The organism is Pseudohongiella sp. (genome assembly GCF_011050365.1).
In the GTDB taxonomy this organism is placed as follows: Bacteria; Pseudomonadota; Gammaproteobacteria; order Pseudomonadales; family Pseudohongiellaceae; genus Pseudohongiella.
This window is the reverse complement of the sequence record NZ_DRFV01000002.1, coordinates 97,488-120,792: the sequence shown is the minus strand read 5'-3', so window position 1 is coordinate 120,792 and position 23,305 is coordinate 97,488. Positions and strand designations below refer to the sequence as shown.

The following is a 23,305-nucleotide window of genomic DNA, read 5'->3' as shown; positions in this document are numbered from 1 at the left end:
TTTACTTTGGAGAGGCCTGGCCTGGAGTGACATGACAAAGCAGACTGGTGATGGGCTCGGGCAGGCACTATACGGAAATCAATCAGACACCCTGAGTTGGCGTAGTCCCGTTGGCGGCATGCAGCTGTGTTTGCTGACCTGTCTGCTGAGCCTTGCTCTGCTGTCATCGTCCAGCCTTGCCCAGACCAGCTCTGTCACTAATGACACCCGGCCCGCTGTGCTGGCCAGCCGGATGCCGGCTGACATGGACGTGCAGCTTGACGGCTTCCTGGACGAGGAAGTCTGGGGTACCGCACAGCCCATCACGGAGTTCCGCCAGCAGGAACCGGTCGAAGGCGGGGTGCCCAGTGAGCCGACCGAAATCCGTATTCTGTATGACGACGAGGCCCTGTACATCGGCGCGATGATGTACGACTCCGACCCTGACGGCATCCTGGCCTACCAGCTGCAGCGTGATGCCGGACTCGGCACCGATGACCGCTTTATGTGGATCATCAGCACCTTCGATGACAACCGCACGGGGTATTTCTTTGAAACCAACCCTGCCGGCCTGCTGGGTGATGGGCTGATCGAGGGCGGCGGTGGTTTCAATAAACGCTGGAACGGCCTCTGGAATATCCGTACTGCCATCCAGCCCGACGGCTGGTCAGTGGAAGTACGTATCCCGTTTTCGACGCTGAACTTCGATCCCTCGCTCAATGCCTGGGGCATCAATTTCCAGCGCACCATACGACGCTATAACGAAGAGATTCTGTGGAGCGGCTGGCGCCGCAACGAAGGCCTGTTTCGTCCCGTTTTTACCGGTCAGTTGCGCGGCCTCAACGGCCTCAGCCAGGGCCGGGGCATTGAGCTCAAGCCTTTTGTTAATGCCTCCACCAGCAGTGGGCCTGCCGCGGGTGCCAATAGCGGCCAGGATGCCAAGGTTGGCATTGATGTCACCTATTCGCTGACGCCGTCGCTGCGTGGTGCGCTGACACTGAACACGGATTTTGCCGAAGTCGAAGTTGATAACCGCCAGGTCAATCTCACCCGGTTCCCGCTGCGTTTTCCTGAGCAGCGTGAGTTCTTTCTGGAAGGCTCCGGTGTGTTCAATTTCAACTGGGCGGATCCCTTTTTCAGTCGCCGGATTGGTCTGGTCGAGGGCCAGGAAGTGCCGATCAGCTTTGGTGCCCGCCTGGGCGGTCAGGTCGGCGACTACGAGGTGGGTCTGTATCAGGTGCGTACCGACGATATCACGCTGGAAAACCGGGATGGCTCGGCTCGCCCCTGGGCGGCTGAGGATTTTACGGTGGCACGGGTGAAGCGCCGCCTGTTTCAACAATCACACGTGGGTATGATCTATACGCGAAGAGCCTCAGACGGTGTCACCGGTGATGAGCTACTCGAGGACCGCCACACGGTGGGCGCCGACTTCGATTTCTACACCTCGCAGTTTCTCGGGCAGTACAATGCCCAGTTCGAAGGCTTCCTGTCCTACCACACTGACCCGGTCGAGGGTGGCGATCTGACGTCTTCGAACAGGCGATCACGCGGTATACGCGTGGCGTTCCCGAATGACCTGGTCCGCTTTCATTCTTCACACCGGGAATTTGGCGAAGACTGGGATCCGGCGGTGGGTTTTGCCGACCGTCGCGGCTACCGCCGACATCAGCCCACGCTGACGTTTGCTCCCCGGCCTGAGCGCTGGGAAATGATCCGTCAGACTGAACACGAGATTCAATACGAACACCTGACTGACCTGGACAATCGCCTGCTGACCCGCAATATCGATGTCACGCCGCTACAAGTGAACTTCGAAAGCGGCGACCGGATGGAGATTGAAGTCGGTCGCAATTTCGAACGTCTGGACAGTGTGTTTACCATCTACAACAAGGGCGATGAGACTATTCAGATTTTGCCAGGCGACTACCATTCCGATAAGTGGTCTGCCAGCATCACCACTGCCGGTCGGCGCATGGTTTCCGGGGCGGTGGAGGTTGAACATTCTGAGTTCTGGGGCGGGCAGCGCGACAGCCTGGAGTTGACCGGGACCATCCGTCCTCGCATCGGCGTATCGCTATCAGCCAACTATCAGCACAATGAAGTGACCCTGCCACAGGGTGACTTTGATACCAACCTGCTGCGCCTGACCTGGGCCTGGAATCTGAGCCCCTTTACCGCCATTACCGGCAACGTGCAGTATGATGACCTGTCCGATGTGGTTGGTGTTTACGCGCGTCTGCGCTGGATAATACAGCCGGGTAATGATGTCTTCCTGGTCTGGAGCAACAACTGGTTGTATGACGATGGACCGCTGCGCGACAGCCGTTTCTCGACATTGTCGCGCGGCGGTGCCTTGAAGGTGAATTACACTTTCCGGTTCTAGGTTGGCTTTTCCGGCCGGTGGTGCCGGCGAACTCTGACCGGACTGTTTCTCACGGTTCAGTGGCAGACGCTGCTGTCATTGCGCCTCTAATCGAGGACCTGCCCGAAAGCGCTTTATCTCCATCACCACAAGGCGCACACTGGGCTGTTCCACCCAGAAAAAATCGTTAACCCCCTCCAGGTGATTATCATCATGAAAGCTTATGACTTACTGAAATATACTGCATGTATTGGCCTCAGCCTTTTCCTCTATCAGTCAGCGCCGGTACTTGCCCAACCTGCAGACAAACCGCGCTTCGAAGAGCATCAACGCAACGCCGTACGGGATTACTACCGCGCAGAATCCAGTGCGAAACGCTGTCCTCCGGGTCTGGCGAAGAAGAACAATGGTTGCATGCCCCCTGGTCAGGCCAAAAAGTGGCAGGTCGGTCAGCGCTTGCCGGGCGACGTTATCTACCATGAAATACCGCCTGAAATCGCTAGCCAGTTGGGCGTGCCGCCCGACGGCCATCGCTATGTGCGTGTGGCATCGGACATCCTGCTCATTACCCAGAACGTGGGCAATGTGATCGATGCGATCATTGGCGTAGAGTAATCACTGCCGCTGTGATTACTCCCAAAAGTCTGACTGTTCAGCTTCGCGGATAACGCCGGCGCCATCTGCTGCAAGCAGAAACCCCTGGGCTACGAGTTCATTGACGCTCGCTGTCACCGCGTCCACATAGTCGGCACGCGTGGGGTAGAGTCGGGTCAGTTTGTCCTGGCTGAAGGGGATTTCATGACCGGCAATGCGGCAGAATGACTCACCGGTCGAGTTGCCATTCCAGGTACTGGTAGGCACGTCCACGTAGGGCGAGCGCAAGCCACCAACCACATTACCGTGCTCATCAAGCACCGGCTGTCCGTCAACCACCTGAATCAGCTCTGCCCTGGGTGGCGCAATGTCATCGCGTGCCCATTGATCCAGCCACACCAGCGCGGCATTAAACGCCAGTTTGTTGGGGAAGCGGCTGCGCGGTCCTTCGTTACAGGCCAGCGGCGGCACGGCGCGGCCGGCCTGGATCAGGTCTGCGGGTTTCGGTCCCCAGTAGAGCTCGTCAGGTGAGGCATGGCCGGAGCCTGCTATCTCATAGCGCCGGAATCGATCCCCGGGGGCATCACTGTCTGGCTGTCGGCTTTCAATGCCGAACAGATAATCAGACTGGCTCATGACATGAATAACCGGCACGCCGACGTTTTTAATGGGCCGGCGCGGATCATCCCGGGCTATTCTATCGGCGCACTGGTTGATGGGGGCCGGACCGCTGGACACGGCGACCAGAAAGCCATCAAAAAGCGGTTCACCAATGGCGTCGACAACGTGCGGGTGAATGGCATTGATGTAGGTATAGAGAAAGCTGCCGGTTTGCGAGTAGCCCCAGGCATACAGTTGCTGCGCCGCACTGGCGGCCTGGTGGTAGCGAAATGGGTTGGTGCTGTCTGCGCTGCGTAACCACATGGCGACCTGTGTATGAATATCCCAGATCAATCCATTTTCTGTGGCTTGCGTGGTGTCACCACCCACCTCGCAATTCTGTGGATCGGTCGCGGCCAGCGGGTTGGCCCACGACAGGGCGGCATAGCGCCCGGCATCAAACTGTTTCAGCGTATTCATGGCGATGGGTTTGGCGGTAATACCAACCCAGGCATCCCCGTTGCGCAGCATCTGCGTATGAGACATGGCCCAGCCGATGTTCAGGTCAAACAGGTTGGAGGGGTTAAGCATCTCCACCACAATATTGCCGCTGAAGCGCGCGCTGTCTGCCGGACGCCGGATCAGTACCCGGGTGGTATACGGCGTCTGCGCAGTGCGGACGTCGAGACGGCCGCGTTCGGGCCAGTCGTAGACATTGGCCAGGCCGCTGACAAAAAACTCTTCTTCAATGTATCCCAGATCCGTCAGATTCTGTGGCCGCAGGGTATGGTCGGCAGCGCCAAACGGATGACTTTGCGCGGTGACCGGCACCGGGCCGCTGACCTGCGGCAGGGCAGCAATGTCGTCGGCATGGCTGTTTGATGTCAGCGCCAGCATTGCCAGGCATAACAGATAACATGCCTGCCGCATTGAGGTGGCGAAAGCAGGCACGCAACGCACGTTGACCGGTAACCGTAAAAAGACCATTTGCCACTCCTGACGCAATTTTTTTGTTATTGGGTATGCAGGCCCGGCTGCGTTTGCCGGATGTGATCAATCTTAAGGCTCAGCCGTGCAAAAAACAAACCGCTGATTGTTGTCAGGGTGACGACGCGGAGGAGTGATCAGTCGCTGGTGACCATCTGTGTCGCAAAAGCAGTAAAGTCAGAGAGATCGCTCTATAATGGTAGGCTGGGATGTGAAGGTTGATTGATATTCTGAGGGAAACTGTGTGTTGGGCAAACTACTGGATAAGCTTTTTGGCAGAGCAGTTCCGCAACATGCGCCAGTCGCCGACAGGCGGGTCGCATCACCTGCGCCGGTCATACCGGTGCCTGTTGCTGAGCGTGAAAAAGCACCCGGACACGATGAAGCGGCCAGGGATGCCCTGAAGGCGGAAATCAAATACAGTGAGATGACGGGCAGTGGCGCCGAGCAGCTTTTCTATGATTACCTGCTGGGGGTACAAAACACCGACAGGATATCTGAGCTGGAGCATGAGATTTTGCTCAGCACCAACGCACTGCTGGACAAGCCGGAGTCGATGTTGGATCGCCTGCCCAAGCTACCGCATTCGGTGAGCAAGCTGCTGGCGATGCTCGATACCGATGATTTTGATTTGCCGGCCTTCTGTGCGGTGGTGGCAAAGGATCCGGCGATAGCGGCACAGCTGATATCCGTTGCTAACAGCGCCCAGTACAATCCGGGCGGCGACGAAATAACCGACATCAAACGGGCCTTTTCGTTGCTGGGTAGCCAGGGTGTCAAACAGCATGTGTTGCTGGGATTTGTCAAAAACGTGTCCAACATCAGCCATGTCTATTTCAAGACGTTTGGCGAAAAGATCTGGATACATAGTGATGAGACAGCGCACGTTTGTCGTGATCTGGCCAGACTGCGCGGGCTGGATGCCGATGCCGCCTTTTTGATCGGGCTGGTACACGATATTGGCAAAATAGTGATCTTTAAATTGATCGTTGACGCCTTCAGGCGATCCAATCCGGATGAAAAGCTGGGTTCGTCAGTGGTCAAACAACTGCTTCATCAAAAATCAATGCAGCTCAGCGTGCTGGTGGCCACTCACTGGCGGATGCCGGACGTTGTGATTGCGGCGATTCGTGACCTGGCCCGGTCGGAGCGTCACTCAACATTCAGTCCGCTGGGTGAGGTGTTGATCAACGCAAACTTTATCAGCGAATGGCGCCTGGTACTCGAGGCCGGTCTGTCGTCTGAGCAGGCTTTTGAGCGAGCGATAATGCGTATGCAGCTCGCCGATGATGTTCGTAGCTACATCGCGGCGCCCGAACAACCGGCATAGTCATTATTTGTTACTCTAATGGCTGGATGATCCGGATAACCACAGGGAGTCGCCATGACTGAGTCGCTGTTGGAGTTGGGTGCGCTGTTGATTGCGCTATTGGTTGCGTTGGGCGCACCCGGCATCTGGATATACAACCGGTTGGTTGCCGATCGTAATCAGGTGCAGGCGGCCTGGAGCGACATTGATGTGCAGTTGATGCGCCGGCACGAGCTGGTGCCGATGCTGGTGGACACCGTGAAGGCATACGCTGCATATGAAAAAGCCACGCTGGCGGCGGTGACGGAATTGCGCGCACGCAGTGAGTCGGCGTCACATTTACCGGAAAAAGCCGCCGTCGAGGCGCAACTGGAAGCGGCGTTGCACCAGATAGTGGTGGTGGCCGAGGACTACCCTGATTTAAAAGCCGACCAGAATTTTCGTCAGTTGCAATCCGAGCTGACCGTCATTGAGGATCACATTCAGTTTGCCCGGCGATTCTACAACGGCGCAGTGCGCATTCTTAATACCCGCATCCAGTCCTTTCCGCACCTGCTGATCGCCAGGCCGCTTCAATTCAGGGCCGCAGAGTTCTTTGCCGTGAATGACGCGCAGGAGCGCGAGACAGTGCCGGTGGAGTTATCACAATGAAACAATTGGCACTTATCATGAATTTGCTGGTGCTGGCACTGCTGCTCAGTTCACCGCTGGCCGCACAGGAGCGCATTCTGTCCTATCACAGTGACATCGATATTGCCGCTGATGCGTCCATGGAGGTCACTGAAACCATTCGCGTGAGGGCCGAGGGCAACAATATTCGTCGTGGTATTTATCGTGATTTTCCCACGCGCTATCGCGACCGTCTGGGTAATCGCTACCGGGTCGAGTTTGATGTGCTGGAGGTCACCCGCAACGGCGAGCCGGAACTCTGGCAAGCTACTGAGCGCGGCAACGGTGTGCGTGTGGATTTTGGCGGTGATGATTTTTTGCCGGTGCCGGCCGAGTACGAATACACCATCCGGTACCGTACCAACCGACAGATTGGCTTTTTTGATTCACATGATGAGCTGTACTGGAATGTCACCGGTAACGGCTGGGATTTTGCCATTGAGCAGGCCAGCGCCACCGTCACTCTGCCGCAACCGGTGTCGGCCAGTGAGCTTGATATGGAAGCCTATACCGGGGCCGCAGGCGAACAGGGGCAAGCCTATGAAGTAAGAATCCGTGCCGGTTCCGCTGGCGTACAGAGCACCGCGCCATTGCCGCCGGGCCAGGGTCTGACACTGGTGTTGAGCTGGCCCAAAGGCGTCGTGGCCGAGCCTGATGGCTGGCAACGTGTTCAGTACCTGCTGGTCGACAACCGTGGTTTGCTGCTGGCGCTGGTGACGCTGATTGCCAGTATGTGCTGGCTGATGTCGAGCTGGGTGCGGGTGGGCCGGGACCCGGCCCCCGGGGTGATTTTTCCACGCTACCAGCCACCCGCAGGCTACTCGCCGGCGTCCATGCGTTATATCCGGCGCATGAGTTACGACAACACGGCGTTGACGGCCGCCATCGTCAATCTGGCAGTGAAGGGTTATTTACGCATTAAACAAAGTGGCAAAGACTATTCGCTGCAGAAAGCTGCATCGTCGATGCCACTGGCGGCGGGGGAGCAGGCGTTGCTGAACAGGCTGTTTGCTGATGGCGACATGCTGGCGCTGGAGCAGGACAATCACAACAAAATTTCGGCGGCTATTCGCGCCCACAAAAAATCCCTGGCCGCTGACTATCGCCACAAATACTTTGTCAGCAACGCGCAGTATTTGTGGCCGCCGGTACTGGGCATTGTCATCATGTTTGCAGTGGTGTTGATAATCGGTGGTATCACCCCGTTGAGTGTCATCGCTTTTGTCGTCAACATTCCCCTGCTGTTGCTGTTCTTCTGGTTATTACATGCGCCGACCGCCGCCGGACGCAAGCTGCTGGATCAGGTTGATGGGTTCAGGCTGTATCTGGAAGTGGCGGAGAAAGCGGACATGAAGTTGCGTCATCCGCCTGAGCTGACGCCGGCCCTGTTCGAACGCTATATGCCCTATGCCATTGCGCTGGATGTGGACGAGGCCTGGGCGGAAAAATTCACCCAGGTGTTTGCCGATCTGGAACGGGAGCGTGGTACGCCATATCACCCGGCTTGGTACGTTGGTGCCTTCAATGGGTCGCGTATGGGTGATTTCAGTCAGTCGGTCAGCAGCAGTTTGTCATCAGCGATTTCGTCAGCCTCACAGCCGCCAGGCAGCGCTTCGGGTGCCGGCGGTGGTGGATTCTCTGGCGGGGGTGGCGGCGGCGGCGGTGGTGGTGGTCGCTGACGGAGTTTGCAGATCGCTTATTGAGTCTGGGGCTGGCTCAATTCGGTGGTGAGGGTTTTTGTTGGAAACACAGTATTCGCCACCGTCTTCTGCTCAGTCGAGGGTCAGTACCACCGGGCAATGATCCGATCCGTACACCTCATTCAAGATCTCCGCGCCGGTAATGCGTTCCGACAGCTTTTCTGACACCAGGAAGTAATCCAGCCGCCAGCCCACATTCCGGGCACGCGCGCCACCACGCATGCTCCACCAGCTGTACTTGACGGTGTCAGGATGCAGGTGGCGGAAACTGTCGATGTAGCCGGCCTTGAGCAAACTGTCGATGCCGTCAATCTCTATTTGGGTATACCCGGCGCTTTTGTTGTAATTGGCATCGGGTCTGGCGATGTCGATGGGTTGATGGCAAACGTTCAGGTCGCCACAAATCACCACCGGTTTTTTGAGTTCCAGCTGCTCAACGTGCTTGCGGAAATCACGGTCCCATTGCTCGCGGTACTCCAGGCGCTTCAGTTCGCTGCCCGAGTTGGGTGTGTAGACGGTGACCAGGAAAAAGTCGTCGAACTCGGCGGTGATGACACGGCCTTCCTGGTCGTGTTGTTCGATGTCCAGTCCAAACTCGACGGACAGTGGCTGGTGACGACTGAAGATGGCGGTGCCCGAATAGCCAAGCTTGACGGCCGAATGCGGCACCACGTGGTAACCGTGGTCGTCGCCCAGCGCAGTGATGACCTGTTCGTCCTGTGCCTTGGTTTCCTGAATGCACAGCACATCGGGCTGCATGTCTTGCAGTGTGGTCAGAAAATCTTTTTTAACGGCGGCGCGAATGCCGTTGACGTTCCAGGAGATCAGTCGCATGCGTTACCGTCCATCATTGCACTTCTGGTCATGCTGTCGTTGTTTGTCATGTCGTTGGCTCATGTTCTGCGGCGCTTTCTGTGTCTGCCAGAAAGCGCAATGCATCGGGGCTGGCAAACTTCCCGGCAAGTGCCTCTATATCTTCGGCCAGCGGGCGATCCTGTGTCAGTGTTGCCACGGTCTCGCGAACCATAACATACAGCTGTTGACTGCAGCGACCAAATCCTGCGCGCTTCTCGATATCCATCGCCTGGGTCAACACCATGGCCTCTATGGCGAGTATTTTTTGCAGCGCAGTCAGCGCGTTTGCGGTCTTGCGTGCGGCGATTGTGCCAAGAGGCACGATATCCTGGTTGTCGGCATTGGTCGGAATGGACTGGATCGACGCCGGGATGGCATCGCTGCGCAGTTCGGCCACCAGTGCGGTCGCCGTGACCTGCGCGCCCATGAAGCCGCTGTGCAAACCGGTCTGATGAGGTTGCATGAACGCGGGCAGGCTGCCATTTCGCAGTGGATCGGTGATGCGGGCGATACGCCGTTCGCTGTACAGGGCCATCTGGATGACCGCATTGCGCAGATGATCGCTGGCAAAGGCCAGGTGCTGACCAAAGAAGTTGCCGCCATGCAGCACGGTGTCCAGATCGGCGAACAATAACGGATTGTCGGTGACCGATATCAGTTCCCGACTGGCGACGCTGTTGTGTTGTTCAATCGTGTCCATCACCGCGCCAAGGGCCTGTGGTGCGCAACGCAGGGTGTAGGCGTCCTGGGGCAGGGGCTGGTCCTGCTGAATTGCCTCATGAGTGGAATGCGGGAGATACTGACCGGACTCGGTCCAGGGTTTAAGGCGCTCGCTGTCAGCGCTCATTTTCCATAACCAGGCGTGTAGCTGCCGTTGCCCCGGATGCGGCCGCACCTCACCAATCAGAGGATGGAAGGCTTCCCGGTGTCCGCCCAGTAGCTCGGCATATAACAGCACCAGGGCGCTGCTCAGTTTTGCCATGCGCAGTGACTGGGAGCCATTGAGCGCGGCAATGCCGGCAGTGACCGAGGTGCCATTGACCAGGGCGATAGCGTCTTTGCCGGCCAGCTTAAGCGGCTCCCAGCCGAGCTGAACGTGGACGTCCGCGGACGGCTGCCAGTCGCCGCCGTGCAGGCGGACCCGGCCGCCGCCACTCAGTGCGCGCGCCAGATGGGCCAGGGGTGTCAGGTCGCCACTGGCGCCGACGGTGCCCTGTGACGGAATCTCAGGCACAAAATCGTGTTCCAGGCAGGCCGCCAGGCGTTGTACCAGTGCCGGACTCGCCCCGGAATGGCCGCGTGACAGGCTCAGCAGACGGGCAGTGATCAGGCTGCGTGTCTGCACTCGGGTCAATGCAGGGCCGACGCCACTGCATAGATGATGCACCAGATTCTGCTGAAGCTCTTCGGAGTGATGAGGCTCAACGTAGGTGGTGGCAAGAGGACCGTAGCCGGTGGTTACCCCATAGATCAATCGACGCTTCGCGACTTGCTCCAGCAAATACCGGTGGGTTTTGTCGATGTTGTGCCATTGTTGTTCAGAGAGTGTGAAACCGAGTTGTCCCAGTGCAATGCGCTCGAACTGGTCAAGGGAAAGTGTATCGCTCATCAGGGTTGCTGCCGGGTCCTGGAATAGGTGGGGTGAAGTGTACGTTATTTGGCGGCAATCCGATCAGCGACTTGAGCTAAAACATATCCTGTTGGTGCGGCGAACCATCAGTTTTGGCTGGCGCTGCCGGAATGTAGCGCGGCCGGGTAAAACCACTGCTGTCCAGTTCGGCATAATCCTGTTGTCGGCTGGCCAGGCCGCAAGTGCGCATGGCAATCTCATAGCGCTGGCGGATCAGTTCTGCCCAGATACCTTCACCGCGCATGCGGGTGCCGTAGCTGGCATCATAATCCTTGCCACCACGCATATCGCGCAGCCGTCCCATCACCCGTTCAGTGCGGTCGGGAAAGTGCGTCTGCAGCCATTGCTGAAACAGCGGGTTCACTTCCCACGGCAGGCGCAGCACGATATAACCGGCCGCGCTGGCGCCGGCCTCGGCCGCGGCATAAAGTACCTGCTCAAAGTCCTGATCGGTGATAAACGGAATAATGGGTGCGACATTCACGCCCACGGGAATGCCCGCTGCCGCCAGCCGGGCGACGGTTTTAAGGCGTCGGGTAGGCGAGGCAGCACGCGGTTCCAGCTTGCGTGACAGCGCATGGTCCAGTGAGGTGATAGTGATGGTGACGGTCACCTGGCGTTTTTTTGCCATCGCCGCCAGGATATCGATGTCGCGCTCGATCAGCGCCGACTTGGTGATCAGGCCCACCGGTTGCCCGCATTCCTCCATGACTTCCAGTACCTGCCGGGTAATGCCCAGTTTGCGCTCACAAGGCTGGTAGGCGTCGGTGTTAACGCCCAGGGCTATGCCTTCCGGACGCCACGAGGGGCTGGCCAGCTCGCGCCGTAGCAGCTCGGCCGCGTTGATCTTGGCAAACAACCGCGTTTCGAAATCCAGCCCCGGCGACAGCTCCAGGTAGCTATGCGTGGGTCGGGCAAAACAGTAAACACAGCCATGTTCACAGCCGCGATAGGGATTCAGTGATACGTTAAATGGAATATCCGGTGACTGGTTGCGGGTCAGGATGCTGCGTGCGATCTCTTCGGTGATCTGGGTTTGCGGCGCCGGCATTTCGTCTTCGGGGCGGTCTCTGCCGTCATTCCGGCCATCAGCCCACCCGTCATCAAAGGCCTCGCGCAACTGGTGCTCGAAGCGGCCCTGCAGGTTGGACAGGGCGCCGCGGCCCTTGACAGGTCGGTGATCTGACGCGATGACGTGCTGCTCGGCAGTGATGATCGAGGATTTCATGAGGCCGGTTCCGGAAGAGCTGATATACTGTATATACAAACAGTATATTACCCGCCTTGTCTGGCTGTCGCAATACCGGGCGCAATAGCAGACACAACGGCCGTGTTGCCGCCGGTCCGACAACTGTGGCGACCGCACGGGACTACAGTCGGGGCACCTGAATGTGCTATAACAGCGCATTGTTTACCAAGCCTGTTCACAGATAAAAATTTTACAGTTGGCCCGCTTATGACCATGAACATCACCATCAATGCCGACGGCACCGAGCAGATCGCGCTCAGCAGCTACACCCGTCAGGCTTACCTGAACTACTCCATGTACGTCATCAACGACCGTGCGCTGCCCTATATCGGAGACGGCCTGAAGCCGGTGCAGCGTCGCATTGTGTATGCCATGTCGGAGTTGGGTCTGAAAGCCTCATCCAAGTTCAAGAAATCGGCGCGTACCATCGGTGATGTGATCGGTAAGTTTCATCCGCACGGAGACTCCGCCTGTTATGAGGCCATGGTGCTGATGGCGCAGCCGTTCAGCTACCGTTATCCGCTGGTGGACGGGCAGGGCAACTGGGGTTCGCCGGACGATCCCAAGTCCTTTGCTGCCATGCGTTATACCGAGTCCAAATTACAGAAATACGCTGAGCTGCTGTTGTCCGAACTGGGTCAGGGCACGGTGGAGTGGAAACCCAATTTCGACGGTACCATGGACGAACCGGCCCTGCTGCCGGCACGGGTGCCCAATGTGCTGCTCAACGGCGGCAGTGGTATTGCGGTGGGAATGGCGACAGATATTCCGCCGCACAATATGCGTGAAGTGGTCAGTGCCTGTGTGCACCTGCTGGATGCACCCAAGGCGACGCTGGCGGATCTGCTGATACACGTCAAAGGTCCGGATTATCCTACGGAGGCGGAAATCATCACGCCACTGGCGGATCTGCGCACGATGTATGAAACCGGCCGCGGCTCGGTGAAAGCGCGCGCAGTTTATAAAGTGGAAGATGGCGATATTGTTATCACCGCCCTGCCTTATCAGGTTTCCGGCGCCAAGGTTCTGGAGCAGATTGCCGGACAGATGCAGAAAAAGAAACTGCCCATGGTGGTAGACCTGCGTGATGAGTCCGATCACGAGAACCCGACCCGTATTGTCATTGTGCCGCGCTCCAACCGCATCGATGCCGATGAAACCATGCTGCACCTGTTTGCCACCACGGATCTGGAAAAAAGTTACCGCGTCAATTTCAACATGATTGGCACCAATGGCCGGCCGCAGGTAAAAGATCTGCGTGTCATCCTGACCGAGTGGTTATCTTTCCGGACCGAAACCGTGCGCCGCCGACTGCAGTATCGCCTGCAAAAAGTGCTGGATCGGCTGCATATTCTGGAAGGTCTGCTGGTTGCATTTCTGAACATTGACGAAGTGATTCATATCATTCGCACCGAGGACAAACCCAAACCGGTGTTGATGGCGCGTTTCGGGCTGGATGATGTGCAGGCTGAATCCATCCTGGAGCTGAAGCTGCGTCACCTGGCCAAGCTGGAAGAAATGAAGATCCGCGGCGAACAGGACGAGCTGGCCAAAGAGCGCGAGCACCTGGAAGGCCTGTTGGGTTCCGAGCGTAAACTGAAAACCCTGATCAAAAAGGAACTGATAGCCGATGCCGAGCAGTATGGCGATGACCGGCGTTCGCCGCTGGTGCAGCGTTCGGAAGCGCAGGCGTTCAGTGAAGTTGAGCTGATTTCATCGGAGCCGGTGACGGTGGTGCTGTCAAAAAGCGGCTGGGTGCGCGCAGCCAAGGGCCACGATGTTGATCCGGAAGCGCTGCAATACAAGTCCGGAGACGGCTTCAAAATTGCGGCCAAGGGCAAGAGTAACCAGTCGGCGGTGTTCCTGGATTCAACCGGGCGTGCCTATAGTGTGCAAACGCATACCCTGCCATCGGCGCGCGGACAGGGTGAGCCATTAACGGGACGCCTGGCACCTCCGTCGGGCGCATCGTTTGAAGGCGTGCTGATGGCCGACGACAAGCAGCGGGTGCTGATGGCGAGTGATGCCGGTTACGGCTTTGTGGCTACCGTCGGTGATCTGCAGAGCAAGAACAAGGCGGGCAAGTCGGTACTGACCTTGCCCAAAGGCGCGCGCGTGCTGACGCCCACCCAGATACAGAATCCGGAAACGGATCTGCTGGTGGCGGTGACCAACGAAGGCCGCATGTTGTGCTTCCCGGTCGCCGAGCTGCCGGTGCTGGCGCGTGGCAAAGGCAACAAGATCATCGGTATCCCGTCCGGACGTGTTGCCGATCGGCTGGAGTTTGTGGTGTCAATGACCGTGCTGTCGGCTGAGGGCGCAGTGACCGTTTATGCCGGGCGCCGGCACCTGACTCTTAAAGCGGGAGATCTGGCGCATTATCACGGCGAACGCGGGCGCAGAGGTAATAAACTGCCGCGCGGATTCCAGAATGTCGACAGAGTAGAGGTGGCACAGTAGAGGTGGCACACTAAAAGACCACTGAGCCCCAACGCGCGTCGAATGGAAAGCTCAGCCGACTGATTCCAGGCTGATCTCCTGTGCCTGGAACATGCCGAATTCCATGGTCTGGCTGGGTTGCTGCAGGCAATTGCCCTGCACAAAATTGACATTGCTCTGCCACAACAGCGGCAGCATTTCGATATCTTCAACCATGGGCGCGATCACCCTTACGCCCTGCGAATGCAGTGTACTCACCACGTCGTGCAGGCGTCCGCGCTGGTCGGCGTCGATGTTTATACGATGCAGCAGGGAACGGTCCAGTTTGACGTAATCCGCCTGCACCTCACCCAGTACCCGGAACGGGTCCAGGCTGCAGCCGAAATGCGTCAGCGCCAGTTCAAAGCCCAGATCTCGCACCTGCATACAGAAGCGTCGTGCCTCGTCGGGGGCGCTGAGCACATCCATTTCACTGATTTGCAGAATAAGTTGGCGCGGACTTTTTTGGTGGCGCCGAAGTTCATGCGTCAACCACGCCAGCAAAGTCTGGCTGAGCAGTGTGTTGGATGTCAGGTTAATGGTCAGGCGCAACTGCGCCTGATCGTGTTCGGCGATGGCACGCAAGGCGTGAGCGATGACGTATCGGTCGATACGTTCGCCATAACCGTGCTGATTGGCGGCGTCGAGGAATTCACTCGGGTAAATAATCCGGTCCGCCAGTGGCAGTCTTATCCGGACTTCGTAATATTCATTGGCATCGGCTTTCAGGCTGACCGTGGGCTGGTAGACCAGCATCAGCGTTTCATCCTGCAGGGCCTGACGCAGCAATGCCAGTGTGGCGCCGGTTTCGCCGGCGTCCGAGGTGCCGGCGTGCTGATGTTGCCGCAGCGTCTGATGCTGGCGGGCGCGTATCAGCAGAGTATCGGCATCGGGCGCTTCATCGGTAATCATGGCGGCGCCAATGCTGAAATGCAGGCTGGTGCCTTCGGGTGCCAGTCCCGCCAGCAACTCGCGCTGATTTTCCAGTCGGGCGATCAGTTGCTGGCAGCTTTCGGTGTCGGCGTCAGGCATCAGGACAATAAAGTCACCGGCATTCAGTCTGCCCAGCACGGCGTGTGTTGGACACGCGGATGCCAGTAGCGAGGCTATTTCGCCGAGCAGCAGGTGCATGTCGTTCTTGCCCAGCACTACCGCGATGTCGGACAGATTGGGTGCGCTCAGCATAATCACGGCACTGTGGCGGCCCTGATACACAGCGCTGCTGATGGACTGGTCCAGCATCCGGCTGAGGCCGGATTCGTTCAATAGCCCGCTTTGCATGTCTTTGCTGCGTGCTGCACGGATGGCGTTGTGATGAATGGAGTTGCCCTTGGCCGGCTGAATCAGGAGCTGCAGGCTGTTGTCGCCATTAATGCTGATGGCCGAGCTGTCCAGCGTTGCCCGCGCTTCGGTACCGTCACGGCGCAAGGCGGTGAATTCGCAGCGCTGCTGTCCGGCGTCCAGGTGATGTCGTAAAAAGTCGCGTACCTTTTCCACATCTTCGTCGGCCACCAGATCGAGAAACGGCACTGCCTGCAGCGCTAGCTGGTTGGGGAAACCAAAAAATGTCAGCCAGCCCTGATTGGCATACTGGTGCAGGCCATCCTGCAGACAGGCCACTGCGTCGGACGTACTGTCCATGAAGCTTTGCAGGCGCTGGTGCAGTTCGCGCAGACTGCTGGTCGCGCGTCTGGATTCGCGACGCTGTTTCAACTGCGCCAGCTCGCGTTTGACGCGGTAAACGAATTCCACCTGGCCGGCAGCCGAATCGAGCAGGGATTCATTGATCAGGCCGGCTGCGCCCAGGTTCAGCATGGGCAACCACCGCGCGGGCGCGCGACAGATCAGCAAACAGGGAATGTCGCGTCGTGATGACTGCAGTTGGCGCAGCAGCGCCTCGTTGGTCTGGCCGGGAGCGTCGGCAAACAGCAGTATCAGGTCATGGGTATCACAACCGGGCACGTCGTCGGGCAAGTGATAGCCTTCGAATTCGCGAACACGGATGTTCAGCCCGGCACGGCGCAGCAGCCCGATAATTTTGTCGGCATTGCCCGAAGGATAATGGTTGACCAGAATGTGGTGTGTGGCTGTGTTATCCATAGGTTTATAGTAGTCCGGTTTTAGACGCTTCGCCGGGTATTTCCCGCACCAGCCTGGGGACAAGATAGCCCGGTAGTTGTTGCTTCAATTCCATGATCAGCTCCCTCGCCCGGTCTTCATTGACGTCAAAATGTGCCACTCCCTGTACTTTATCCAGCGCGTGCAGGTAATAAGGCAACACGCCCGCCGCGAACAAGGCCTCACTGAGCGCGGCCAGCGCCTGCGCAGAGTCGTTGACACCCTTCAACAGCACACTCTGATTGAGCAGGGTCACTCCGGCGTCGCGCAATCGGTGCATGGCCGCAATGACATCAGCATCGATTTCATTGGCATGGTTGCAGTGAATGACCATGACAGTCTGCAACCGGCTGTCACCAAGCCACGCAATAAGCTTATCGTCCACCCGCGACGGCACCAGCACCGGTGTACGTGTATGTATACGTAGTCGGCCGATATGTGGAATTTCTGAAATACGATTTGTCAGCCAGGCCAAATGTTTATCGCTGGCCGCCAGCGGATCACCGCCGCTATAGATGACTTCGTTGATCTGCGGCTGTGTCGCCAGCCACTGCAGACTTTGCTCCCAGACCTGGCGGCCGGGCACATTGTCTTCATAGGGGAAGTGACGTCGGAAACAATAGCGGCAATGCACAGCGCAATGCGGCGCTGCCAGTACCAGCACACGCCCCTGATATTTATGAAGAATTCCTGGCTGAGGGTTAAAATCGGCCTCTGCAAGTGGATCGAAGCCGTATCCGGGGGTATCATCGCTTTCCTGAGCCGACGGCAGCACCTGCAGCAACAGGGGGTCACGCGCGTCGCCGGGACGCATTCTGGCGACAAATGGCCGGGGCACCTTGAGAGGAAAAGCGCGCAGTACGTCAGCCGGAATGCTGACATCATCGGGGTTGAGCCCCAGCAGTTGCAGCAGTTCCTTCGGGTCCGTAATCAGGTTGGAGAGTTCCTGCTGCCAGCGCCGCGCGCTGTCATCAGGGTGGCGCCGGGCCAGCACTAGAGACGACATCGACTACATTTATCCGCTTGAAGGTGAGCACAGGCAATTAACATGACGGCCATGTTAAACCTCCTGTGAGGCATTACCAAGACTATAATTGAGAGGGCACAATGGCGACATTTTCTACCAACGAGTTCAAACCCGGCTTAAAGGTGCTGCTGGACGGCGATCCCTGTAGCATTCTGGACAACGAGTTTGTTAAACCCGGCAAGGGTCAGGCCTTCAATCGCGTCAAATTGCGCAACCTGCTCAACGGGCGGGTGTGGGAGCGTACCTTTAAATCCGGCGAATCGCTGGAAGCGGCCGATGTCATGGAAACCGACATGTCGTACCTGTACAGCGATACCGAGTTCTGGCACTTCATGAAAACGGATGGCAGCTTCGAGCAGTTTCCCGCCGACAAGGCCGCAGTGGCCGATGCCCTGAACTGGCTGAAAGAGGAAGACGTGTATGTGGTCACCCTCTATAACGGCACACCGATCAATGTGACACCGCCGAATTTCGTAGAAATCGAAGTGGTGGAGACTGACCCCGGCTTGAAAGGTGATACCGCCCAGGGCGGCAGCAAACCTGCAACGCTGGCATCGGGCGCCGTGGTCAAGGTGCCGCTGTTCGTCAATATCGGTGACGTGTTGCGGGTAGATACGCGTACCGGCGAATACCAGAACCGGGTCAGATAAATCGTGCGCTGGCAACCCGATGCCACGCCGGCCAATTTGCGTTTGAGAGCCGGGATGCTGGCGCGCGTACGGGGCTTTTTTGCTGACCGCGATGTGCTGGAAGTAGACACGCCATTGATGTGTCATGCCACCGGCACCGATCCGCACCTGGACGCGCTGGCGCTGGAGCTGGCTCCGGGGGACAGGCGCTATCTGCAAACGTCCCCTGAATTCGCCATGAAACGCCTGCTGGCTGCGGGCAGCGGTCCGATTTATCAGCTTTGCAAAGCGTTCCGCCGCGATGAAACCGGTCAGCGTCATAACCCGGAATTTACCATGCTGGAGTGGTACCGGCCGGGGTTTGATGACAGTCAACTGATGGACGAAGTGGCCGCCCTGATGGGCGTGTGCCTGCCTGCGCCCATGCTCGCCACCGACGCTGATATTCCGCGAATAAGCTACCGTGAATTGTTTCGTCAGTATCTGGCGCTGGATCCGTTGGCTGCCAGCGACGACGAGCTGCTGGCCTGCGCGCGCGGGTACACGGATCCCGGCGATATGACGCTGAGCCGGGACGACCTGTTGAATCTGTTAATGTCACTGGTGATTGAACCGCAATTGCAGGCGCCGGTGTTTGTGATTGAGTTTCCAGCCAGCCAGGCGGCGCTGGCGCAGATCACGCATGACCACGACGGTTACCCCGTTGCGCGGCGATTCGAGTTGTTTATTGCCGGTATGGAGCTGGCCAACGGGTATCTGGAATTGACCGATGCGGCGGAACAGTCGCGTCGTTTTGCGGCCGACAACCGGCAGCGTCAGGCGGCCGGGTTACCCGTGCGCGAGGTTGACAACCGTTTGCTGGCAGCATTGAATCATGGCCTGCCGGCCTGTGCGGGGGTCGCGCTCGGATTCGATCGCCTGATGATGCTGGCCGCTGGCGCCGGTCATATCAGCGAGGTACTCAGTTTTGTTGCTGACAATGCATGAATGCCGCCTTCATGGTAGGGTATTGCCCATAATTCACAGTCAAGAGCATGCACTATGACGGCCCCTTCAGAGGACGCTTTTAGCGACGTCCTGCGTAAAATCCGCACATCCAGAAACCGATTGATGGTCTGTTTTTTAACCTTTCCGGTCTATGTTTATGCCGTCGGGCGGCTGGTCGGGCAGGGCCAGGACATCACCTGGCTGATGCTGGCCTACATGGCGCTGTATGCCGGTTTTGGCATCAATATGTCGGTGCGCCGCTGTCCGCGTTGTCACGAACAGTTTTTTGTGAAAAAGTATTTCCTCAATCCGTTCCGCCGCACCTGCGCGCATTGCGGGTTGCCTTATACACAGTAGTGTTTTAGCCGCAGGTCTTTTAATCATCAGGTCTTTTTAACAACAGGACTCTTTAACAACAAATCGGGGAAAATCATGATTGGATATGTATGCGTAGGGACTAACGACATGCCGCGAGCGGCCGCTTTTTACGATGCTTTGCTGGCAGAGCTGGGCGGCAAACGTTTTATGGAAATGGAGACCTTTATCGCCTGGGGTAACAAGCCGGGACAACCGATGATGTCGATCATCAAGCCGTTTGACGGCAACCCCGCCACAGCCGGCAACGGGGTCATGGTGGCGCTGGCCGCCGACAGCCCGGAAACCGTGGATCGTGTTCACAAGAAAGCACTGGAACTGAAGGCACAGGACGAAGGCGCCGCCGGTCCACGTGGTGATGACGGCTTCTATGCCGGTTATTTCAGGGACCTGGATGGCAACAAACTGACCGTGTTCTGTCTCACCAAATAACGCGGTTGTATGCCGTTGAGGCGCTAGCGCAGCGCCTCAACAATTTCCGCAATACGATCATTGATCGGATAGCTGCCGGATGTCCATCCCAGTCGCACAATGACCAGATTCTCTGACGGAATCACGGTAATGCTTTGCTGACGGTTGCCCTGTGCGGCGTAGGCATCAGCCGGCAGATCAGGCCAGCGCGGTCGGGCATTCCCGCTGTTCAGCCACCACTGATAGCCGTAGGCTTTTTGGTTACCCGAGTTATTCGGACGGGTTGATTGTGTTACCCAGTCTGCGCTGACGATGCGCTCGCCGTTAAGCACCCCGCCCTGCAGCATCATCTGTCCCAGCCGTGCCCAGTCGCGGGCCGACGCGTAAAAATACGAGCTGCCGACAAAAACTCCGCGGGCATCGGGTTCAAAAACCGCATGCTGAAAACTTACCGGCCCGGCAATGTGCTGGCGATAGTCGGCCAGGCTGTCAGCAAGGGTGCCACCGGTGCGATTGAAATAAATCCGCGACAGGATATTGGCCGTGCCGGAGCTGTAATTGAACTGGGTGCCCGGCTCATGAAGGGCCGGTCTGCCGATGGCATAACCGGAGGCTGAAGGTTCGGTAAACAGCATGGCCGTGGCGTCGTCACCCGGGTTGTACTGCTCAGAGAAGTCCAGACCATCGGTCATGGTCAGCAGGTCACGAATACGGATGTCCGCGCGCTCATCCTGCGTCCAGCTGTCAAAGTCCGGCGCTTCGTCGACATCAAGCATTCCGCGATACGCGAGATTCCCCAGCATCACCGACATCAGGCTCTTGGCCATGGACCAGCCCAGCAACGGCGTTTCCGGACCGGCGCCCTGGGCATAACTTTCGGCGACAATATCACCGTTCTTTACCACCAGCAGCGCGCGTGTGTTCAGGCCGTTGCCATTGTCCCCGGACACCATCGCGTCAAGCTGGCGTTGCATGTCGTTGTTGATGGTTTCCACCCGCGTGCCATGAGGCCAGCGACTGGTAAAAACCGGCATGGGTTGCAGGTCTGCGTTGGCGCGTGCCTCAAACCCGTCATAGTCGGTGTAGCAGCCCAGGCCCGGATAATGGCTGGCGGTGGTCGATGACAATCCGAAGAGCGAGGTGGTGACTGTCCGGGCAGACGGATCATAGTCGACATCCAGATACTGAAGAATCGATGAGTATTGCACCAGGTCATCAAACGACTGCTCTGGGGACAGGCCGCTGACATAACGAGAGCTGCACAGCAGTTTGGCGCCGATGCCGGTGGCAACGCCAGGGGCGTTATAGACGTAGGTTGGTGTGATGCCGCTGGCAAAGGCAAAGCCGAGGCCGAATACGATGATGGCAGTGAAGATGATTTTTTTCATGCGGCTCCTGAGGGCTGAAGGCTTTTTATGGGCTGAAGGCTCCTTAAAGGCTGAAGGCTCTTTATGGGCTGAAGGCTCCTTATTAGCGGGTTTCCTTGCTGCAGCTTTGTGTGTCCGGGCGGGTTTTGTGACGCTCCGGTTCGGAATCTCTGCCGTTGAGTATGGCACAAAAAGTGGAAGGGGGCAGGGGTGTGATCTAAACTTTTAGGGTAGGGATAAACATCACCGGATGTCATGGTGGGGGCATTGGAGAGTGCCGGGGAAACCACGGACAGTCAGGGATAACCAGGGATAACCAGGGATGACCAGGGCTAACCAGAGAGAGCCGAGGAAAGCGCAAGGAGAGCGCATGAGTTTGTCGCATCATCGGGATACCTTTGTATCCCTGCTGGCGGAACTGGCCCGCGATCAACCGGACCTGCCGCTGTATACCTTTCTCGATTCTGTCGCCGATGTGTCAGCCGTGTTGACCTGTCAGGACTTGTGGCACAGGGCAGAAGAGATCGCCGGCCTGCTGCAGGCGCAGCGGATATCCGGCGAGCCCGTGATGGTGCTCAGCCCCTACGGGCCGGATGCCATTGCGATGCTGTTTGGCGTCATGATGGCGAGTTGTACACCGGTGCCGGTTACTTTTCATCGTCGGCTGGGCATGGCCGGCATTGTTGATATCATCGCCCATACCGGCGTACACGTTGTGATCGGGCGCAAGACAACATTGGCAAAACTGAAAGCTGGTCGTTTCAGTTCAAAGCCCCGTTTTCACGCCCGGCAACACCCGCTTTTGTATCTGGCCATCGACGGCCTGCCAGGCCACGGTCGGCCAGCGCCGGACCCGACGCCGATTGCCGCCACCGGAGTTGCGATGATCTATCCCGGCTTGCCGGGCGATGACGCCGCTGCGCCGGTTGCGCTGTCGCATGCGGAGTTGCTGGAAAGTGTCGACAGCCTGATACAGAAACTGGCGCTGGTCGCAGCTGGTGCTGATGAGCGTTTGCTGACGGCGCTGGATCTGTCTGACGGCATGGCGCTGGTATTACATGTTCTGTTGCCGCTGCGCGCCAGGGTTGTGTCCCTGTATTATCCCGTTGAACAGGCACTGCGAGATGCCACGCCCTGGCTACTGGCGGCATCACAATTTGCCTGCACAATAATCAGTGCGCCGCCGTCAGTTCTGTCCCTGGCGGCGCATGACAATGGGCAGCATGACAAGCGCCCGCCATCACACCACAGCCCGGATCTGAGCACGCTGCGTTTTGTCTGTGTTGATGGTGGTCTTGCCACGCCCGCCATTTTTTCCCATTTTATTGAACGATATCGTCAAAACCATATGTCACCGGAAAAAATATTTGTTTGCTACGGTTTGTCGGCGACGGCGGTTGTGGTGGCTGCGCTTCAGGGCTACCGGGCAGTTTCTCGCACCGGCATTGAGGCGCTCGCGCCGGGTGTGCCAAATGCGCCAACATTGCAGGCGTTTGCCACCGGAGACCGGTTGTCACGCCAGGGCAACGGGTTTTATTGCCGGGGCCGCAGCAGTCATCGCTTTGCCGTCGGTGATTGTGAATTCCAGGCGGAGGATATCGAATCGGTAGTGCTGCAGTCGTTCGGAGCGCTTGGTTTGAGCCGGTGCATTGTGTTGCGCCTTGAAGAGATGCAGCACACGGTAGTGCTGGCGGAATGTGCTACCCCGCAATTGGCGAACGACTGGCAGGGAGTGGTATCCGCGATCATGGACGCGGTGAGGGTCGACACCGGATGTCGACTTGACCGGGTCATCTTGCTGCGTCCGGGCAGTCTGCCACTGGCCGTCAGCGGCCTGGTGCTCAGACAGCGTTGCGCCTCTGCTGTGGCCGATGGGTCACTGATGTTGCGCTTGTTGCCGGTGCGCGGAAAGTAGCGTGCAGATGAATGCGGGACACAGAGCATTGGCAGGAAATATTTTTGTTCACGGAGGGACA

General features: G+C 57.9%; 18 protein-coding genes. 11 read left to right on the top strand and 7 right to left on the bottom strand.

Features of this window, described 5'->3' with window-relative positions:
* Positions 1-31 precede the first annotated feature (31 nt).
* Entirely contained in the window at positions 32-2,365 is a 2,334-nt protein-coding gene (locus ENH71_RS01980) for a carbohydrate binding family 9 domain-containing protein (RefSeq protein ID WP_294132688.1), read from the top strand.
* Between the two features lie 192 nt (positions 2,366-2,557).
* Positions 2,558-2,959, top strand: coding sequence for a hypothetical protein (locus ENH71_RS01975; RefSeq protein WP_294132690.1), 402 nt, complete (start codon positions 2,558-2,560; stop codon positions 2,957-2,959).
* Positions 2,960-2,974: 15 nt separating this feature from the next.
* On the opposite strand, the gene ENH71_RS01970 is transcribed toward ENH71_RS01975, so the two are convergent.
* Positions 2,975-4,525, bottom strand: a complete 1,551-nt coding sequence (locus ENH71_RS01970; protein ID WP_294132691.1) for an alpha/beta hydrolase domain-containing protein — start codon at positions 4,523-4,525, stop codon at positions 2,975-2,977.
* Positions 4,526-4,769: 244 nt separating this feature from the next.
* Here ENH71_RS01970 and ENH71_RS01965 point away from each other — a divergent pair, with 244 nt between their 5' ends.
* From ENH71_RS01965 to ENH71_RS01955, 3 genes are read left to right on the top strand one after another with little or no spacing between them, the layout of a single operon-like run.
* Positions 4,770-5,855: an HDOD domain-containing protein gene (locus ENH71_RS01965; protein ID WP_294132693.1), complete on the top strand. Its 1,086-nt coding sequence runs from the start codon at positions 4,770-4,772 to the stop codon at positions 5,853-5,855.
* Between the two features lie 54 nt (positions 5,856-5,909).
* Positions 5,910-6,485, top strand: coding sequence for a LemA family protein (locus tag ENH71_RS01960; RefSeq protein ID WP_294132695.1), 576 nt, complete (start codon positions 5,910-5,912; stop codon positions 6,483-6,485).
* Positions 6,482-8,182 carry a DUF2207 domain-containing protein gene (locus ENH71_RS01955; protein WP_294132696.1) on the top strand — a complete coding sequence of 567 codons (1,701 nt, stop codon included), beginning with the start codon at positions 6,482-6,484 and terminating at the stop codon, positions 8,180-8,182. The genes ENH71_RS01960 and ENH71_RS01955 overlap by 4 nt, the downstream gene beginning before the upstream one ends.
* 93 nt (positions 8,183-8,275) lie before the next feature.
* On the opposite strand, the gene ENH71_RS01950 is transcribed toward ENH71_RS01955, so the two are convergent.
* The 3 genes from ENH71_RS01950 to ENH71_RS01940 all read right to left on the bottom strand — a co-directional run bounded on the left by ENH71_RS01950 (position 8,276) and on the right by ENH71_RS01940 (position 11,916).
* Complete coding sequence (locus ENH71_RS01950; RefSeq protein ID WP_294132697.1) at positions 8,276-9,037, bottom strand: exodeoxyribonuclease III; 762 nt, start codon at positions 9,035-9,037, stop codon at positions 8,276-8,278.
* A gap of 46 nt (positions 9,038-9,083) precedes the next feature.
* Positions 9,084-10,667, bottom strand: coding sequence for an HAL/PAL/TAL family ammonia-lyase (locus ENH71_RS01945; RefSeq protein ID WP_294132699.1), 1,584 nt, complete (start codon positions 10,665-10,667; stop codon positions 9,084-9,086).
* A 76-nt stretch (positions 10,668-10,743) separates the two neighbouring features.
* A complete protein-coding gene (locus ENH71_RS01940) occupies positions 10,744-11,916 on the bottom strand; it encodes a PA0069 family radical SAM protein (RefSeq protein WP_294132701.1) in 1,173 nt (390 codons plus the stop codon).
* A 228-nt stretch (positions 11,917-12,144) separates the two neighbouring features.
* Between ENH71_RS01940 and parC the strand changes: the two genes are divergently transcribed.
* The gene (gene parC, locus ENH71_RS01935) at positions 12,145-14,397 is read left to right on the top strand and encodes a DNA topoisomerase IV subunit A (protein ID WP_294132703.1); all 2,253 of its coding nucleotides are present in this window, start codon (positions 12,145-12,147) and stop codon (positions 14,395-14,397) included.
* Between the two features lie 51 nt (positions 14,398-14,448).
* Here the strand turns inward: parC and ENH71_RS01930 are convergent, their stop codons facing one another.
* A complete protein-coding gene (locus ENH71_RS01930) occupies positions 14,449-16,515 on the bottom strand; it encodes an EAL domain-containing protein (protein ID WP_294132705.1) in 2,067 nt (688 codons plus the stop codon).
* A gap of 4 nt (positions 16,516-16,519) precedes the next feature.
* Positions 16,520-17,539 (bottom strand): EF-P beta-lysylation protein EpmB, encoded by a 1,020-nt coding sequence (gene epmB / locus ENH71_RS01925; RefSeq protein WP_294132708.1) that lies wholly within the window; start codon positions 17,537-17,539, stop codon positions 16,520-16,522.
* Positions 17,540-17,640: 101 nt separating this feature from the next.
* Here epmB and efp point away from each other — a divergent pair, with 101 nt between their 5' ends.
* From efp to ENH71_RS01905, 4 genes are all read left to right on the top strand, one after another.
* Positions 17,641-18,210: an elongation factor P gene (gene efp, locus ENH71_RS01920; protein ID WP_294132710.1), complete on the top strand. Its 570-nt coding sequence runs from the start codon at positions 17,641-17,643 to the stop codon at positions 18,208-18,210.
* 3 nt (positions 18,211-18,213) lie between these two features.
* Positions 18,214-19,176 (top strand): EF-P lysine aminoacylase EpmA, encoded by a 963-nt coding sequence (gene epmA, locus ENH71_RS01915; protein WP_317622376.1) that lies wholly within the window; start codon positions 18,214-18,216, stop codon positions 19,174-19,176.
* A 54-nt stretch (positions 19,177-19,230) separates the two neighbouring features.
* The gene (locus tag ENH71_RS01910) at positions 19,231-19,533 is read left to right on the top strand and encodes a hypothetical protein (protein WP_294132712.1); all 303 of its coding nucleotides are present in this window, start codon (positions 19,231-19,233) and stop codon (positions 19,531-19,533) included.
* A gap of 75 nt (positions 19,534-19,608) precedes the next feature.
* Positions 19,609-19,983: a VOC family protein gene (locus ENH71_RS01905; RefSeq protein ID WP_294132715.1), complete on the top strand. Its 375-nt coding sequence runs from the start codon at positions 19,609-19,611 to the stop codon at positions 19,981-19,983.
* 23 nt (positions 19,984-20,006) lie between these two features.
* Here ENH71_RS01905 and ENH71_RS01900 read toward each other — a convergent pair whose 3' ends face one another.
* Positions 20,007-21,350, bottom strand: coding sequence for a serine hydrolase domain-containing protein (locus ENH71_RS01900; RefSeq protein ID WP_294132716.1), 1,344 nt, complete (start codon positions 21,348-21,350; stop codon positions 20,007-20,009).
* Positions 21,351-21,699: 349 nt separating this feature from the next.
* Here ENH71_RS01900 and ENH71_RS01895 point away from each other — a divergent pair, with 349 nt between their 5' ends.
* The gene (locus ENH71_RS01895; protein WP_294132718.1) at positions 21,700-23,244 is read left to right on the top strand and encodes an AMP-binding protein; all 1,545 of its coding nucleotides are present in this window, start codon (positions 21,700-21,702) and stop codon (positions 23,242-23,244) included.
* The last annotated feature ends 61 nt before the right edge of the window (positions 23,245-23,305 follow it).

Coding starts and splice junctions, on each gene's coding strand:
- efp (WP_294132710.1), top strand. CDS start 17,641: ATGGCGACATTTTCTACCAACGAGTTCAAACCCGGCTTAAAGGTGCTG.
- ENH71_RS01910 (WP_294132712.1), top strand. CDS start 19,231: ATGACGGCCCCTTCAGAGGACGCTTTTAGCGACGTCCTGCGTAAAATC.
- ENH71_RS01940 (WP_294132701.1), bottom strand. CDS start 11,916: ATGAAATCCTCGATCATCACTGCCGAGCAGCACGTCATCGCGTCAGAT.
- ENH71_RS01955 (WP_294132696.1), top strand. CDS start 6,482: ATGAAACAATTGGCACTTATCATGAATTTGCTGGTGCTGGCACTGCTG.
- ENH71_RS01930 (WP_294132705.1), bottom strand. CDS start 16,515: ATGGATAACACAGCCACACACCACATTCTGGTCAACCATTATCCTTCG.
- ENH71_RS01895 (WP_294132718.1), top strand. CDS start 21,700: ATGAGTTTGTCGCATCATCGGGATACCTTTGTATCCCTGCTGGCGGAA.
- ENH71_RS01970 (WP_294132691.1), bottom strand. CDS start 4,525: ATGGTCTTTTTACGGTTACCGGTCAACGTGCGTTGCGTGCCTGCTTTC.
- ENH71_RS01980 (WP_294132688.1), top strand. CDS start 32: ATGACAAAGCAGACTGGTGATGGGCTCGGGCAGGCACTATACGGAAAT.
- ENH71_RS01945 (WP_294132699.1), bottom strand. CDS start 10,667: ATGAGCGATACACTTTCCCTTGACCAGTTCGAGCGCATTGCACTGGGA.
- epmB (WP_294132708.1), bottom strand. CDS start 17,539: ATGTCGTCTCTAGTGCTGGCCCGGCGCCACCCTGATGACAGCGCGCGG.
- ENH71_RS01975 (WP_294132690.1), top strand. CDS start 2,558: ATGAAAGCTTATGACTTACTGAAATATACTGCATGTATTGGCCTCAGC.
- parC (WP_294132703.1), top strand. CDS start 12,145: ATGACCATGAACATCACCATCAATGCCGACGGCACCGAGCAGATCGCG.
- ENH71_RS01960 (WP_294132695.1), top strand. CDS start 5,910: ATGACTGAGTCGCTGTTGGAGTTGGGTGCGCTGTTGATTGCGCTATTG.
- ENH71_RS01905 (WP_294132715.1), top strand. CDS start 19,609: ATGATTGGATATGTATGCGTAGGGACTAACGACATGCCGCGAGCGGCC.
- ENH71_RS01950 (WP_294132697.1), bottom strand. CDS start 9,037: ATGCGACTGATCTCCTGGAACGTCAACGGCATTCGCGCCGCCGTTAAA.
- ENH71_RS01900 (WP_294132716.1), bottom strand. CDS start 21,350: ATGAAAAAAATCATCTTCACTGCCATCATCGTATTCGGCCTCGGCTTT.